Source organism: Spirosoma terrae (genome assembly GCF_010435915.1).
Taxonomy (GTDB): Bacteria; Bacteroidota; Bacteroidia; order Cytophagales; family Spirosomataceae; genus Spirosoma; species Spirosoma terrae.
Genome location: NZ_JAAFZH010000020.1, coordinates 51320 through 65891 on the forward strand (window position 1 = coordinate 51320; position 14572 = coordinate 65891).

16 protein-coding genes are annotated in these 14572 nt (G+C 50.1%); 2 read left to right on the forward strand and 14 right to left on the reverse strand.

What is annotated here, in order from left to right; genetic code table 11:
- Nucleotides 1-23 precede the first annotated feature (23 nt).
- The 12 genes from GK108_RS27950 to GK108_RS28005 all read right to left on the reverse strand — a co-directional run bounded on the left by GK108_RS27950 (nt 24) and on the right by GK108_RS28005 (nt 7996).
- Nucleotides 24-935, reverse strand: coding sequence for a UbiA family prenyltransferase (locus GK108_RS27950; protein WP_246225224.1), 912 nt, complete (start codon nt 933-935; stop codon nt 24-26).
- Nucleotides 935-1579, reverse strand: a complete 645-nt coding sequence (gene msrA, locus GK108_RS27955; RefSeq protein ID WP_163954892.1) for a peptide-methionine (S)-S-oxide reductase MsrA — start codon at nt 1577-1579, stop codon at nt 935-937. Before msrA ends, GK108_RS27950 begins: the two co-directional genes overlap by 1 nt.
- 20 nt (nt 1580-1599) lie before the next feature.
- Complete coding sequence (msrB, locus tag GK108_RS27960; RefSeq protein ID WP_163954893.1) at nt 1600-2106, reverse strand: peptide-methionine (R)-S-oxide reductase MsrB; 507 nt, start codon at nt 2104-2106, stop codon at nt 1600-1602.
- Between the two features lie 20 nt (nt 2107-2126).
- On the reverse strand, nt 2127-3341 hold the full coding sequence (locus GK108_RS27965; RefSeq protein ID WP_163954894.1) for a type III polyketide synthase: 1215 nt from the start codon (nt 3339-3341) through the stop codon (nt 2127-2129).
- 32 nt (nt 3342-3373) lie between these two features.
- A complete protein-coding gene (locus GK108_RS27970) occupies nt 3374-3934 on the reverse strand; it encodes a YceI family protein (RefSeq protein ID WP_163954895.1) in 561 nt (186 codons plus the stop codon).
- Between the two features lies 1 nt (nt 3935).
- On the reverse strand, nt 3936-4676 hold the full coding sequence (locus tag GK108_RS27975) for a hypothetical protein (protein ID WP_163954896.1): 741 nt from the start codon (nt 4674-4676) through the stop codon (nt 3936-3938).
- 27 nt (nt 4677-4703) lie between these two features.
- A complete protein-coding gene (locus GK108_RS27980) occupies nt 4704-5207 on the reverse strand; it encodes a DM13 domain-containing protein (protein ID WP_163954897.1) in 504 nt (167 codons plus the stop codon).
- A gap of 25 nt (nt 5208-5232) precedes the next feature.
- Nucleotides 5233-5994 carry a DUF1223 domain-containing protein gene (locus GK108_RS27985; protein WP_163954898.1) on the reverse strand — a complete coding sequence of 254 codons (762 nt, stop codon included), beginning with the start codon at nt 5992-5994 and terminating at the stop codon, nt 5233-5235.
- 17 nt (nt 5995-6011) lie between these two features.
- Nucleotides 6012-6461, reverse strand: a complete 450-nt coding sequence (locus GK108_RS27990) for a YHS domain-containing (seleno)protein (protein WP_163954899.1) — start codon at nt 6459-6461, stop codon at nt 6012-6014.
- A gap of 24 nt (nt 6462-6485) precedes the next feature.
- The gene (locus tag GK108_RS27995; RefSeq protein ID WP_163954900.1) at nt 6486-6896 is read right to left on the reverse strand and encodes a DoxX family protein; all 411 of its coding nucleotides are present in this window, start codon (nt 6894-6896) and stop codon (nt 6486-6488) included.
- An 11-nt stretch (nt 6897-6907) separates the two neighbouring features.
- The gene (locus GK108_RS28000) at nt 6908-7426 is read right to left on the reverse strand and encodes a hypothetical protein (RefSeq protein WP_163954901.1); all 519 of its coding nucleotides are present in this window, start codon (nt 7424-7426) and stop codon (nt 6908-6910) included.
- Nucleotides 7427-7495: 69 nt separating this feature from the next.
- Nucleotides 7496-7996, reverse strand: coding sequence for a YHS domain-containing (seleno)protein (locus GK108_RS28005; protein ID WP_163954902.1), 501 nt, complete (start codon nt 7994-7996; stop codon nt 7496-7498).
- Between the two features lie 309 nt (nt 7997-8305).
- Here GK108_RS28005 and GK108_RS28010 point away from each other — a divergent pair, with 309 nt between their 5' ends.
- Entirely contained in the window at nt 8306-12220 is a 3915-nt protein-coding gene (locus GK108_RS28010) for a hybrid sensor histidine kinase/response regulator (RefSeq protein ID WP_163954903.1), read from the forward strand.
- On the forward strand, nt 12217-13692 hold the full coding sequence (locus GK108_RS28015; RefSeq protein ID WP_163954904.1) for a sigma-54-dependent transcriptional regulator: 1476 nt from the start codon (nt 12217-12219) through the stop codon (nt 13690-13692). The genes GK108_RS28010 and GK108_RS28015 overlap by 4 nt, the downstream gene beginning before the upstream one ends.
- 27 nt (nt 13693-13719) lie before the next feature.
- Here the strand turns inward: GK108_RS28015 and GK108_RS28020 are convergent, their stop codons facing one another.
- The gene (locus GK108_RS28020; RefSeq protein WP_163954905.1) at nt 13720-13881 is read right to left on the reverse strand and encodes a hypothetical protein; all 162 of its coding nucleotides are present in this window, start codon (nt 13879-13881) and stop codon (nt 13720-13722) included.
- Nucleotides 13878-14345: a hypothetical protein gene (locus tag GK108_RS28025; protein ID WP_212592904.1), complete on the reverse strand. Its 468-nt coding sequence runs from the start codon at nt 14343-14345 to the stop codon at nt 13878-13880. The genes GK108_RS28020 and GK108_RS28025 overlap by 4 nt, the downstream gene beginning before the upstream one ends.
- Nucleotides 14346-14572: the final 227 nt, after the last annotated feature.

Here is a 14572-nt window from a genome sequence, read left to right on the forward strand (position 1 = left end):
TATGAGTGGCTTACGTTTTTCTACTAAATACCCTTTTCTGCCACCAGCCAGTAAACAATAAAAAACAGGTTGAGCCCGACACCAGCCAGCAACGTCATCCGCATGGCCGATTGATAATTGGCCAGGTGCGGTTTTCGGTAAACCCGACTGTACCAGATCACAAAAAACAGGGTGGCTGGAAACAGACAAAGCTGTAAACAATAGAAAGGCGTTTGTCCTCGAAAGAAGAAGTAAAAACCTGCCGTAGCCAGCATGAAAATCACCCCCGTACACCAGAACGTACCACGAACCCCCAGCCAGCGACTCATCGTTAAATCGCCCCGCCGACCGTCTTCGGCGTGTTGATAGACCTGCGTGATCGGATAAATAGCCAGAATATTTAACGTACAAAGTCCAGCCGCCAGCCATAAATCGGATTGAACCAACGTAGTGACAGCAACCTGATTTATGGCCTGATACGTAGCTAGATACGTTAACGCCCCTTGGCACGTACCGACAATCAGCCAGCTTAGGACCGGGTATTTTTTCAGTCGAATTCCGTCGTAACTATAGGCTTTGGATAGCAGACCGTATACGAGCAGATACGCCACAAACGGCCAGCCAACCCAGGCACCCAACAGTAACGCCAGAACATCGAGCCCCCAGGCAACCCCCCACAGCGTTCGGTCGACGGGGGGCGGAGAGGCCAGCAGTCCAATGCTCTCTTCGTCCTTGTCGTAATAGCTATTATAGGCGTGGCTTGCCGGATACAGCAATAGGTGAATGATGGCGAAAACAACCCAGGTTCGGGCTTGATCTGGATGGGGCGACTGGCTCAGCGCAAACCAGAAAACGGGCATCAGAAAAAAGGAGAACGGTACCCGCAAGTGCAGCCAGATGGCTCGCAGGCTCATAGTCGACGGCATTTTCGGGCGAATCACTGCGGGCGTTTCCATTAAACGTCGGTTTTTAGTTTACCATGCATGGCCTTCCGCAACTTGTCGATCTTGGGCCGCGATACGTTCTGAATGTAGGGCTGATCGGGATGAAGTTTGCAGTAATTCTGGTGGTAATTCTCGGCGGGGTAAAACACCGTGAACGGAACAACTTCCGTTACGACTGGTCTGGCGAAATGCTTTTCGGCGTTTACCTGCCGGATAGCCGCTTCGATTTCGGCCTTTTCGGCCGGTGTCCGATAGAATGCTACAGACCGGTAATCGCGTCCTACGTCGGGTCCTTGTCGGTTGAGCGTGGTGGGATCATGTCCGGCAAAAAACGCGGTCAATAACTCCCGATAACTGATTACGGACGGATTGTAATAGACCTGCACGGATTCAGCGTGGCCGGTTTCATCGGTTCCCACCTGCTGATAGGTTGGGTTTTTAACGTGTCCACCGGAATAACCTGATATTACTTCCCGAACACCAACCAGTTGATCGAAACCTTCTTCCTGCGCCCAGAAACAGCCCCCGGCAAACGTAGCGACGGCTTCACCCGGTTTAAGTGCGGGCAGTTTCGCCGGAGATGCATCCGGATTTTGGCCCTGAACGCAGCCTACCACCAATAGCAGACAAAACGCAATAAATTGACCCATTTTCATACTGATTAGTTGTTTAAACTTTACTTTTTGACAAACTCAAGCGATACACCATTCATACAGTAGCGCAGACCCGTTGGCTCGGGGCCATCTTCGAAAACGTGACCCAGATGAGCATCACAAACGGCACATTGTACTTCGGTACGTACCATTGCATAGCTGGTATCCTTTAAATCTTTTACAACGTTCTTGCTGATAGGGGCGTAAAAACTAGGCCAACCCGTCCCCGACTCAAATTTGGTTTCCGACCGAAATAAGGGCTCGTGGCAGCAAACGCAGCGGTATTCACCCCGGTCGTGATTTTTGGCCAGCGGGCTTGTAAACGCACGTTCAGTGCCATGTTGCCGGGCAACGGCGAATTCATCCGGCGTCAGGATTTTCTTCCACTCGGCTTCTGATTTCACGACACGGCGGGGTGGTTTAGTATCGTCAACGAGTCCATTAGCTGGACGAAAAGAAGAGCTTGCAGCAGCGAGCGGTCCGGCAATCACCAGTACTCCCAGGCATTTAAAAAAAGTGGTTCGGTTCATTATGTTATTTGTGAAATGGTTTACAATTCAATTAATTCTAACGTTTCTGCTGAAACGCCATCGTTCAGATTATCAGTCATTTGCACTGAATTAACGTGTACCAGTAGCAGCATCGACTCCAACGTAAGACCTGGTCCAAAGGCAACTCCGGCAATACGTTTCGAATAGCCAGACAGGATGGATTCAGGTGCGCTGGATACGGATTCGGCCAGTTCGTCCCAAATAGCTTTCAACACGAACAGTACTGTTGCCGACGACATATTACCATACTGATTCAGGACTGTATAGGCGTGCTGTGTTTGGCTGCGGTCAATACCCAGTTCCAGTTCGATCAGGTCCAGAATGCGCCGACCGCCTGGATGCAGGGCGAAATAGTCTACATCGCCAACTGTCAGGTCTTTCTTTTCCAATATCCGCTGAAGCATCAGGCTGATATGATGTTGAATCAGGTCCGGAATGGTCGATGTCAGTACCATGTCGAACCCGTGATTCCCAATTGTCCAGGCCATCTGATCGCGGCCTTCGGGCAGTAGATCGCAATGAAATGACTGAAGTTGAAATGACTGCTCCCGGCGGGCCGTTCCTTGTACCAGTACGGCTGCGGCCCCGTCGCTGAACAGCGCGTTGGCAAGCCAATTCGATGGATTTTCGGGCTTCTGAAAATGAATCGTACACAACTCAACGCAAACGACCAGTACGTTCGCTTGCGGATCGGCCCGGACGATGGCATCGGCGGCTTTGAGCCCGTTAAAGGCGCCGTAACACCCCATGAACCCAATCAGTAATCGCTGCGTAGTTCCCGGTAGTCCTAAGGCTTCAAGCAACTCAATATCAGGCCCCGGCGCGTAAAATCCGGTGCAACTCACCACGATCAGATGCGTAATGGAGTGAACCGAGAACGATGGATAATCGGCCAGACAAGCCCGCACAGCTCGTAACGCAAGCGGTAGTGCCTCCCGTTGGTAGACCGACATCCGCTGCTCAACCGATGGTAAGGGTTCCAGATTGGGGCTGTTCGGATAGAACGTGAACTGACCAACTGGCTGACCATAATCAGCTAATACCGAATACCGACGACTGATTTTGGTTTGTCGGTACAGGGCCATCATCCGCCGACGGGCTGGTTCGTCGAGCTGGAGCGCGTTGACCATAAAATGAGCCAGTTGATGTTGCGAATGTGCGTAGTCTGGTACCGCTACGCCTAAGGCATTGATAAAACTTCCGGATAAAGGCATAGCGTTGAAAAGCGACCGCATCAGCGGCCCAGTTAATTAGTGGCGACTACGGTTCCTGTCGATTGCGCCTGAATAGAAAGATTGATCGTTACCTCGCTGCCCATTAACAGGCTCCGTCCACCTACGTCATAATCGCGTCGATTAATCACTAATTCACCGGCAAACTGCGCCATCATACCGGTCTGGGTAACCGTGAAGGGAATCATAACCGTGCGGGTCGTTTCTTTGATCGTCAACGCAAACGTACCGATATAGGAATTCGCCCCTTTTTTCTCGATCCGTGTCGATTTTAGGCTAATGCGCGGGTATTTCGCTACGTCGAAATATTCCTCTTTTTTCAGGTGGTTATTCCGCATGTTCACGCCAGTTTCAATCGTAGCTGCATCGACACTGGCCGAAAGCTGGGCTTTGTCGGGCATGGCCGGATCGAACACTAGTGTTCCGTTGAAGCCGCTGAATGAGCCATCGACGTTCAGTCCGGCATTTTTGATTTTAAAGGTAACGGCTGCCTTCGTGGTTTTCCAGTTGGGCTGCGCAACAACGGAGAGGCTTATCAGAAGCCCAATAACGAGTAGGATGCTGTGCTTTTTCATGTTAAAAATGATAAGAAATGGCCAGCATAGGCATGGCATTTTTGCTTCGGAAGCGGTCATTCTCAAAAGTCAGTTTGCGGGTGGTGGTATATTCGTTGAACTGGAAGCCAAGTCCTCCCCGTAGACTTACCCGTTGATTGAGTCGATACCGAACATAGGCTTCAGAGTTCAGACTGCCAAGATCACTATCACTGACAAGTAGCAGGTTGAACGCAGTTGGTTTGGCTTCCTGTGCAGATCCACTCAGCGACGACCGAACCGGGCTATTGGCGATAAATGTTCCGGTCTGCGTAGCGCCGAAACTAAAACCAATGGCATCGATATTAATACCAATCTCAAATTTGCGGGATAGGGCGTATTCCAGATTAATACTGATGTTGAATGAGTTAATCTGCGTTTTTGGAAACCGAACCGTATCGATATTGGCAATAATATCTTCGCTGACCAGAGCAGCAAAACTCTGACTACCGGAGGTCAGACGAGCGGGAGCGGTCCGGTAATCAGTGTTGCTGCCGAACGCCGACGTAAACCGAAGGCCATACCCAATTCGGAAACGGTGCGATTTTCCCAGCCCATGCAATCGGTTGAACGACAATGCCACCGTGCCAAAATCGCCATTCGAGGCCAGACTTAAATCGAGCACCTCCGTAACTTTCTTAAACTCGGATTGAGCAGTAGCCGAATTCAACTGGGCAAATCCCAGAGCAGGCAAAAGCAGGAATAGCAAACAGAATTTTTTCATAAAGAATCGAAAAAACAGGGAAATGAGTTAATTGAGTGTGAGTGCTGCTGTGCCAAACAGCACGCTGAATGCTTTGCACCAGATTATCACGGTTTTATGTTGGGTCGGGCTATAATTGTAGGGCAGATCGACCGAGAAAGTGCCTGTGTTCGATAGCTTCGACACCTCGATAAAATTGGTTAGCGCAGCATCTTCAGCGACGTAAATCCGTAAATCTGGACCACTATCGGTCGAGAAGTTCGTGAATGTCAAGATTCGCGAACTCCCTTTTTCGTAGACGCTCACCGTCCCTTTTACGGTGTGAACCCGGTTGACGAAGGTACCCTGGGCAATCAGTTTCTGATCTTTATCAGCGGCAGAGGTACTTGACGTAGTTGATGTACTGACGGGTGTCGTTGTGCCGGGCGTCGTTGTTGTGCCAACGGGTATCAGGTCAACGTTTTTGACGCAGGCTGATAGGCAAACGACAAACAGTATGGGCAATAAAATCCCCCACCCCCGAACGTATCGGGGCATTCCAGATTTAACCATGATCGTGTTGGAGAAAAAGGTAGAACTAGTTTAATGTGATTTGCGAAGCGCCCCGAATATCCAGCCGTTGCTGACCCTGTATGTAGGCCACAATGGCACCATTGGCGGGTTCGAATCCATCAGGGAAGGTCAACGTAACGGAGCCTTCCGGTGAAGCCGACACCGTCTGGAAGCTTCTGACTACGTTGTTGTGCACCAACTTACGACCTGCATTTTCGCCCCGCTGCACGTTCGTAATCGCTTCCTTGCTGACTAAGGCTACATGAAGTACGGCATTGGCCAGATCGCCATCAAGTTTATAACTAACAGAGCGGGTATTGGCTGAGGGAGAGGCTACTGTCAACTGCACGCCGGCGCTGGCGGGTTGACTCAGTGCGGTTTCCAGCAAACTGGATTGCCTGGCCCGGTTCGATCCGACGAATTCCTGTTGCCCATTCACAATTTCCTGGGGAGTGTAGACACCTTTTAGTTTGAAATGCTCTCCGTATGCATACTGCCGTTTGGTGAAGGCATGATTGCTGAACGGGTCTTTCCAGCCTAAGCGATCCCAGTAATCGACGTGAAACGATAGTCCGATAATATTCCGGTTCGTTTTAGCGGCATCGGCGAGCGTTTCGGTCAGCAGGTGATCGGCGGATGGACAGCTCGAACAGCCCTGCGAGGTAAATAATTCGACCACCGCTACCGGCTCCCGTTTGCTATTGAGCGAGGTTGGAGCAGGCGTTTTGACAAAGCTCATACCGACAAAGGCCAGTATAAACAGGGCACTCGTGAGTTGATATGACATGATTTCTGAGCGTTTAGTTACTCTTTTTTATCTTTTAAGGTTGGCCATTTCTGGTCGGCAGCCTGAATATTTTCGGTCTGGCTCTCCACCCATTTCGTCTTCACTTTTGGGTTATAATTGAGGTATAACTTGTTATCGACGATGGTCCAGGCTTCCGGATCGGTAGGCGCTTTGTGCCCCTGCGACATGCCGTAAGCGCAATAGCCACCGTATTGAGGCATGTACTTGTCAGGATTAGCTTTGAAGGCATCGCGGTTAGCGGCACTGGCAAACAGCCAAGTGGTTTCTTTATACGGATAACTGAAATCAGGATTACCTTTAACCGCTTTGCTCTCCATAAAATAAGCAACCGGATCGTAGCCTCGAATGGCCTGGTTGTTGGCAGTAAATACCTCGGCTTGTTGAGCAAATACGGTTGCGGTGGCCAGAAAAAACAACGTAACGAATTGAAAAAGAGCTGTTCTCATGATGAAAAATAGTTGTTAGATTAGTTATGAATGTAAGGTTCTCTGGCGCCATTGATTGAGGATAAGCATCCAGTCGTGCCGGGTGATGAACAGGATAGTCAGGCAACTAATGGCCACAACCAACGCCAGCACAAACAGGTAACCGCCGTCGTTCTGAACCTCGACGCCCAGAACTGTCAGGTGAGATACAATTGCACCGAGCATGACGCCCAGGCCTAGCCCGGCACCAATCCAGGAAGTTGACCGGATCAAGATCAGGATGGACGCAATTAATTCGACTACGCCTGATCCATACCGGCCCCAGGGTTCAACGCCCAGTTTCGAAAAAATATAGATGCTTTCGGGTTGCCCGGTAAACTTGAAATAAAGCGTCTGGAGCATAATAATGGCTGCCGCAAGTCGGGCTACCCAGAAGATAATGAGTTGATAATTCATGCTAATTCGGGTTATGCGGTTGTTAAAGAAGCCTTTCTCTGGTGATGCACCGTTGCGTAAGCGATGCCGAAATTGGCCGGAATCGTCACCTGTGGGAAGGCTGTTTCCAGCCCGATTCGAATGATGGCAGAATGATGGACGGCGTGTTCGATGTTGTAGAGCAGTTCCCGAAAAAATGTGGTCGATATGGACACATCGGTTTCGGTATCGGGCGAGTAGGAAGCCTCGAACTGAAGCGACCGGTCGCTATTGCACTGTTCGAGCAGCGTAGACATCTGTCTCATCGTATCGATGGCAACCTGCGGATCTGTTTCGAGCGCCAGTTGCCGAACCCGGCTGTCATAATTGATGTAGCCGGTTTTATAGCCTGTTAGCGCAATGGCATAGCATTCAAGTACATGGCGAACATGCTTGCCAACGGATGCGCCAAACAACAGGTCGAGTGGCTGGGCGTATTCGTAGTTGGTTAGTTGTGAGCTGATGCTGATGAGTTGATCGAAAAGGTCAGCCGAAATGTCCTGTAGCTTCATTAGTAATGAGTGAATGAGCGAACGAATGAATAAGCGAATGGCGCAGGTCGTTTCCTGGAAACCGGGGTTTTATTTTCCGGCGATTTTGGCCCAGTTCTGATCAGCTTTTCGTTGTAGATTTGGCTCGTCTTTCTGCCATTTCGGGAGCGTATTGTTGAACAGCGTGTGGTAGAACAGATTTAGTTTACCGTCGCGGATTTCAAATGTTTCCGGGTCGATTTCGACTTTCTCGCCGGTAGCTCCCATGGCGTAGGCACACCAGCCGCCGTAGGATGGTTCATAAGCCGAAGGGTTTTTCAGAAACAGATCGCGGTTGGCCGCCGAAGCAAACTGGTACGTAATGCCTTTATACGTAGTGGCGAATTGCGAAGACCCTTTGATGGCCTTATGATTCACGAAATAACCCACGGGATCGTAGCCCTGAATCGCAACGCCTTTTTCCAGATTAAACTGCTTAGCCCGAACGGGATCGGTCTGCGCCTGAGCCGCCGAAAGAGATAGAATAACCAGTAAATTTCCGATTAGCCAGATGGGTCGTATTGCCGTGCGATAGTTGCCAGAAGTGTACATGATTCTTAATAGCTTTAATAAATTTTCTGTCAACAGAAAAGCCAAACAATGTGCCACGTCCGGCAAACAGCAACAAATGCCCACTACAGGTCATTACAGCCTGTTTTGGTCCATGCAAAGCCAGCTATGCCAGTCTGACCAGTAGCGATATATCGGGATGCTCCTGATATGTCGGGAAAAATCAGCCAATGAACGAAGGGAAGTGAAACAAGAATTGATGGACTACGTCTCAAAACGAGACATTCCGGTTGAAATAAGGAAGTGGAATGACAATTGCTGATTGATTGACGAGGTTTTTACCAGTTCTGTATGCGCGGATTACAGTTTTTATTACTAGTTCATTTGTTGCTAATGATGGCGCGCTCCGCCCAGAGTCAGCCAGCCGGACTGCCGTTCATTCAGCATTATGCCCCTACCACCTACCACGCTCACCCCGAAAGCCGGGCCATTATTCAGGATAGTCAGGGCATTTTATACGTAGGAAATCAGCACGGTTTGTTAGCGTTTGATGGGAGCACCTGGCAACTAACCAACGTACCAGGACAAGCCGTTCGCGCACTTGCCATCGACTCAACAAACACAATCTACATCGGTACCGATACCAACTTCGGTTTACTCCGCATCGAACCCAGTGGTAAGCGATGCTACGTTTCGTTGAGTGACCAATTATCTTCTTCGTCAATTGCTTCGGCCAAAACGGTCTGGGTTTTCTGTTCTGACAATAGGGTTTATTTTGGTACGGATCAGGTTGTTTATGCCTACCGAACTGACCAGTTTAAATCCAGCCGCGATAAGCGGGATAAATCCAAATCGAATCGGTTCCAGCCAGATCAACGCTGGAATGTACCGGCAGGCATCCGTCACGCCAGTTTTGCCCAGAATACGCTTATCGTTCAGACAAAACAGGGACAACTTTTACGGGCTAGCGTCTCGCCCAACTCAACCCAATCTGGTCAGCTAACACCTTTGCTGGGTACAGAGCGACTCATTCACGAACGGATCGAAGCTATTCTGCCCTATACTGGGAATCGCCAGTTGATTGTTACGTGCCAGGGTGGGCTGTTCATCTATGACCGCCAGCAATCTTCACTCACTACGTTACCCACCCAGGCCGATGAGTGGCTACATCGAGCCAGAATTTTTCGGGCTATTTACATTGCCGATGGCACTACCCACCGCTACGTGATCGGCAGTGCCACCGACGGTGCCCGCATTCTGGACGAAGCAGGAAACGAAGTGCAGCGGATCAATGAAAGCAACGGGCTCTATCGGAACGTAGTGCTAAGCCTGTTTTACGACCGCGAAAAATCGCTCTGGGTCGGCACTGGCAGCGGCCTCGACCGAATCGAAATTAACCTGCCCATCAGTCGATTCGAAAGTAGCCTGAATGTGCGCTCAACGGTGCGGGCCATTCGCCGACACGAAGGTCGCTTGTTTATCGGAACGGGGTTAGGGCTTTACGGCTGGACGGATACCAAACATCAGTTTGAGAGGGTGCCCGGCACGGATGCCTCCTGCTGGTCGCTGCTAGCCGATGGGCCTGACCTATGGGCGGGTAGTTCCGGTGCCATCTGGTGGGTACGGCAGAATCGCGTGACCGAAACCCTGCGTACCGACGATCAGCTTGTTATGGCGCTATTACGTCCCCATCGCTTTGCCAATTACCTGCTGGCGGCAACGAACGCTGGCGTTCGAATTTACAGACGCGACGTTGATCACTGGCAATACGTCGGCAATCTGGCTGGTGTTCAAACGGAATGCGTATCGCTGGCTGAAGACCGAAACGGAACCATCTGGATTGGCACACAACGTTCTGGTTTTTACCAACTTAAGCCAGTTAATACACTTCAGTTAACAAGTCCGATTGGGCATTTCGGTACTGGACAGGGATTAGCATCAACCAACTGGAATCATATTTTTCCGACGTCGCTGGGCCTGCGTTTTACGGCGGGTGGGCAGTTGTACACATTTGACCCGCAAGCGAATCGCTTTATCGCGGATAACTCCTTCGGCCCCGTATTAAAAAATCTGAACGCCGACGCCCCTTACCTGGCCGAAGGCAAGGAACAGAGCCTTTGGTTTGCCAATCCGCCAGTTCTTTTCCGACCTGAAGCCGACGGAAAATGGAAGGCCGATACGTTGAGTCTGAAACCCATTCGACAGGGCGGCTACGTGGTTTACCCCGAAGCCAATGGGCTGGTCTGGCTCGGCAACGACGAAGGATTATATCGTTACGATGGCGCCCAGATGGTGATGCCGCCTGATTATCCGGCGCTCATTCGGGCAGTAAGACTGCTGGCGAATGACTCGCTGGTCTATGCAGGTAATATGGCTGATGCACGCCCACCGCGTATGGTGTTACCCTATCGCTACCGCGCCGTATCATTTCAGTTTGCCGCTACTAGCTACGTGGGTGAGGGTGGCAATGAATTTCAGGTGCGTCTGGTGGGCAAAGGTCAAATGCCCGATGATTCGGTATGGTCTAAATGGAGCCATGAAACCCGTAAAGACTACACGAATTTACCCGCAGGCAAATACACCTTCTGGGTTCGGGCGCGTGATCCATACGGACAACTGAGCCGCGAATGTAGTTTTTCGTTCGAGATTGCCTTGCCGTGGTTTCTATCGCCCTGGGCATATGTACTTTATGCTTTGCTGATTTGCACCCTCATTACTGGAGTGGTTCGCTACTACACACGGCGACTTACCCGCGATAAACTGAAGCTGGAATCACTGGTTCATGACAGAACGGTGCAGGTTGTCGAACAAAAAGAAGAGATTCTGGCGCAGTCGGTTCGGCTCCAGATGGCTAAGGAAGTGGCCGAATCGGCCAACCGGGCCAAGAGTGAATTTCTGGCCAATATGAGCCACGAGCTACGTACCCCACTGAACGGGATTCTAGGCTTTACGCAGATTCTGCAACGTGATACCAATCTGAATGAGGGTCAACAACGTGGTCTGGGCGTTATTCGTACCAGTGGCGAACACCTGCTGACGCTCATTAATGAGGTACTCGATATTGCCAAAATTGAAGCCCAGCGTTTCGAATTTCAGCGCGCTCCATTTGCCTTGCCGGATTTACTTACGAAAGTAGCGTTGTTTTTCCGGGCGCGCGCTGAACAGAAAGGATTAACGTTTTCGTACGTACCAGAATCGAACATACCCAGTACGGTGCTGGGCGATGAGAAACGACTGATGCAGGTGCTGAACAACCTGCTGAGTAATGCCGTAAAGTTTACCGAAAAAGGAAAGGTTTCCCTCGTAGTGACCAGCCAGGAAATTCGTCCGGGAGCGTATCGCGTTGTTTTCCAGGTAAGCGATACGGGTATCGGCATTCCAGCCGACCGGCTGGCCGAAATTTTTCAGCCTTTTTATCAGGTACGTGGCCAGCAACAGTTCATCGAAGGAACTGGATTAGGATTGGCCATTTCGGATAAACTGGTGGGATTGATGGGTGGGAATCTAAGTGTTGTCAGTAACCCGAATCAAGGCAGTACGTTTACGGTCAGTCTGCCGTTATCGGCGGATTCATCGGGCTCGCAAATGGTCATCAAGCCCACGAGCAAACGTATTACAGGTTACGAGGGGCCACGTCGGCGCGTACTGGTAGCTGATGACCATGTCGATAATCGGTTAGTCGTCGTCGCCTTACTCGCATCGCTGGGTTTTCTGGTCGACGAAGCTATCGATGGTGAACAATCGCTCGATTTGGTTCGAGTGCAACCTCCTGACTTGATTCTTATGGACCTGGTGATGCCTAAGTTAAGCGGTTTCGATGCGTTGCAACAACTGCGTATGTGGCCCGAAGTGGCGGATACAAAAGTTATCGCGTTTTCGGCGAATGTTTTTGAGCAAAACCAGCAACGTAGTTTACGGGAGGGGTTCGATGATTTTGTGGCTAAACCCGTCGATGTCGATAATATGCTGACGAAAATAGGCCAACATCTGGCACTTACGTGGCAATACGAACCAGACACCAGTTCTGTTTTGCCATCAACTTCCGACCAGAATGATGTAGTGTTACCTCCAGCCGACCAACTCGAAAGCCTGCTTGAACGAGCTAACCAGAGCGATATTCGAGGAGTTTTAGAGAAACTTTCAGCAATTGACGCAATGAATTCAGACTATCGCCCTTTTGTTACAATACTCCGCCAGTGGGCCAATGAATTCGACACCCGACGCATTCGGCAATACCTGACCGATTGCCTGAACTCTACCCTATGACACCAACACCTGCCAGTATTCTGGTTGTGGACGATACCCCCCACAACATCAGTATTTTATTCGATGCATTAAGCCATTACGGGTATCATGTATTGACCGAGCGAGACGGCAAAAGCGCCCTTGAACAGATAAAATATGTCCAACCCGACCTGATTTTGCTGGACGTAATGATGCCCGGCATGAATGGTTTCGAAACCTGCCGACAACTGAAAAATAACCCCCTCTCGCGCGACATTCCAGTTATTTTCATGACGGCTATGAGCGATACCATCGACAAGGTGAATGGCTTCAATATGGGTGCTGTCGATTACATTACGAAGCCATTTCAATTGCCGGAATTGATGGCTCGTGTGCAGACCCATTTAACCATCAGGCACTTGCAGCACGAACTGGAGCAGGCGAACGATCGTCTGGAGCAACGCGTGGCCGAACGCACGGCAGAGCTGACTCAGGCTCTGGCCGAACTCGATACGCTGAAAAATCAGCTTCAGGCTGAAAATACATACCTCCAGCAGGAGATTCGGGAAACCGGCGGATTCGGTGAGATTGTGAGTCAGAGTGCAACCTTTGCCCCCATTCTCCGCAAGGTTGAGCAGGTAGCACCTACGCCAACAACCGTACTGCTGCTGGGCGAATCAGGAACCGGGAAAGAATTGCTGGCCCGGGCCATTCACCAGCGAAGTCCGCGTAAAAATCAACCGCTTATTAAAGTCAACTGTGCAGCGTTGCCCCCTACGCTGTTTGAAAGTGAATTATTTGGCCATGAAAAAGGGGCTTTCACGGGGGCTAACACGCAGAAAATTGGCCGGTTCGAACTGGCCGATGGCGGAACGATTTTCCTGGACGAGATTGGGGAAATGCCACTGGATATGCAGGTCAAACTGCTACGTGTTTTGCAGGAAGGCGAGTTTGAGCGGGTTGGCGGCACCAAAACCCTGAAGGTGCAGGTGCGGGTAATTGCTGCCACCAACCGTACGCTTGAAACGGAAGTAGAGGCCGGTCGGTTTCGGGCCGATTTGTACTACCGACTGGCCGTATTCCCGATTCGGAGTTTACCCCTGCGGGAGCGGAAAGACGATATCCCGCTGTTAGTTCGGCACTTCTGCGATAAATACGGCCCCATCATGAACCGACGTATCGATACCATTCCTACGTCGGTTATCAATACCTTGATGGCCTACAACTGGCCGGGCAATGTTCGGGAGCTGGAAAACATTATTGAGCGGTCATTGATTAGCTCACCGGGTCGCCAGCTCCAGCTCGACGACTGGTCAGGGGGAAGTCAGGACAGTGTATTGGCTCGCCGGGTTACGCCCCGCACCCTGGAAGAGGCCGAACGCGACCACATCACCTCCGTGTTAGAGCAAACCAAGTGGAAGGTAAGTGGCGAAAACGGAGCCGCCCGGATTCTGGACGTCATCCCCACGACCCTCGAATCGAAAATGAAAAAGCTGGGTATTGTGAGGCCGTAGGAAACTAAGCGACTTCCTGCCAGGACACTATGCTTTGATGGGTCGGGCTGAAACAGTAGACGTTTTTTTAACCTTAGCTTTGTAGGAATGAATGAACGCACTAATTTCAAGACGCTCTTCGCTAGTTGGCTGACGATTGACGACTTCTACGTCTATTTCTTCGATTAACTTTGGATTTTTTGGTTTCATAAGTAAAGTTTTATTAAGTCATTAGCTGCCTGCGTATCAACAAACATTCGGATTGAATTACCCAAACGTTGCGCTCCCAGTAGTTCCCGATAGTGATTGATCAGTTTCGTTTTAGACTCAAATACGATAAAACCCTCATAGCCTCTTACAAACGACTCTTGACAAGCAATAGCAAATAAATTACCGGCTACGCCCTGATACAAACGCTCTTTGCTCCGGTTAAACGGGGCCGACTCAACTACGTTGATAAAAATGTGATCCCCTAAGTCAGACCAACTAATCAAGCCTTGTATGACGTCTGGATTTTCCTGCGTGGTTAACTTATAAACAACCCGATCAGCCAATTTAATTTCTCTTTTCCAGTCAAAGGACCAGAATTTTTTATGTAAACCAGGCAGGTCTTTTTTTGTGATTTCAAGAAAGACAGTCTGAAACTGTTCTTGACTAATTCGATTTGTAATCAATTTCCTAGTGTTGGACAGAGCAAAGCATAGGGACAAGATACAACTAATTAGTGTAACATCGAATCGACACCACATCCATCTCTAGTCGACAGGTTGCACGTCCCGAAAGAAAGTAAGTAGCTCATACCCAACTCCCGAAATATCCCGACGTTCCCGAAATATCGTTATTAAACAAGAACAAGTTCTGTCATCATTTTTTAAATAAACCACTGACTATCAGTAGAATA

Coding starts and splice junctions, on each gene's coding strand:
- GK108_RS27950 (WP_246225224.1), bottom strand. CDS start 935: ATGGAAACGCCCGCAGTGATTCGCCCGAAAATGCCGTCGACTATGAGC.
- msrA (WP_163954892.1), bottom strand. CDS start 1,579: ATGAAAATGGGTCAATTTATTGCGTTTTGTCTGCTATTGGTGGTAGGC.
- msrB (WP_163954893.1), bottom strand. CDS start 2,106: ATGAACCGAACCACTTTTTTTAAATGCCTGGGAGTACTGGTGATTGCC.
- GK108_RS27965 (WP_163954894.1), bottom strand. CDS start 3,341: ATGCCTTTATCCGGAAGTTTTATCAATGCCTTAGGCGTAGCGGTACCA.
- GK108_RS27970 (WP_163954895.1), bottom strand. CDS start 3,934: ATGAAAAAGCACAGCATCCTACTCGTTATTGGGCTTCTGATAAGCCTC.
- GK108_RS27975 (WP_163954896.1), bottom strand. CDS start 4,676: ATGAAAAAATTCTGTTTGCTATTCCTGCTTTTGCCTGCTCTGGGATTT.
- GK108_RS27980 (WP_163954897.1), bottom strand. CDS start 5,207: ATGGTTAAATCTGGAATGCCCCGATACGTTCGGGGGTGGGGGATTTTA.
- GK108_RS27985 (WP_163954898.1), bottom strand. CDS start 5,994: ATGTCATATCAACTCACGAGTGCCCTGTTTATACTGGCCTTTGTCGGT.
- GK108_RS27990 (WP_163954899.1), bottom strand. CDS start 6,461: ATGAGAACAGCTCTTTTTCAATTCGTTACGTTGTTTTTTCTGGCCACC.
- GK108_RS27995 (WP_163954900.1), bottom strand. CDS start 6,896: ATGAATTATCAACTCATTATCTTCTGGGTAGCCCGACTTGCGGCAGCC.
- GK108_RS28000 (WP_163954901.1), bottom strand. CDS start 7,426: ATGAAGCTACAGGACATTTCGGCTGACCTTTTCGATCAACTCATCAGC.
- GK108_RS28005 (WP_163954902.1), bottom strand. CDS start 7,996: ATGTACACTTCTGGCAACTATCGCACGGCAATACGACCCATCTGGCTA.
- GK108_RS28010 (WP_163954903.1), top strand. CDS start 8,306: ATGCGCGGATTACAGTTTTTATTACTAGTTCATTTGTTGCTAATGATG.
- GK108_RS28015 (WP_163954904.1), top strand. CDS start 12,217: ATGACACCAACACCTGCCAGTATTCTGGTTGTGGACGATACCCCCCAC.
- GK108_RS28020 (WP_163954905.1), bottom strand. CDS start 13,881: ATGAAACCAAAAAATCCAAAGTTAATCGAAGAAATAGACGTAGAAGTC.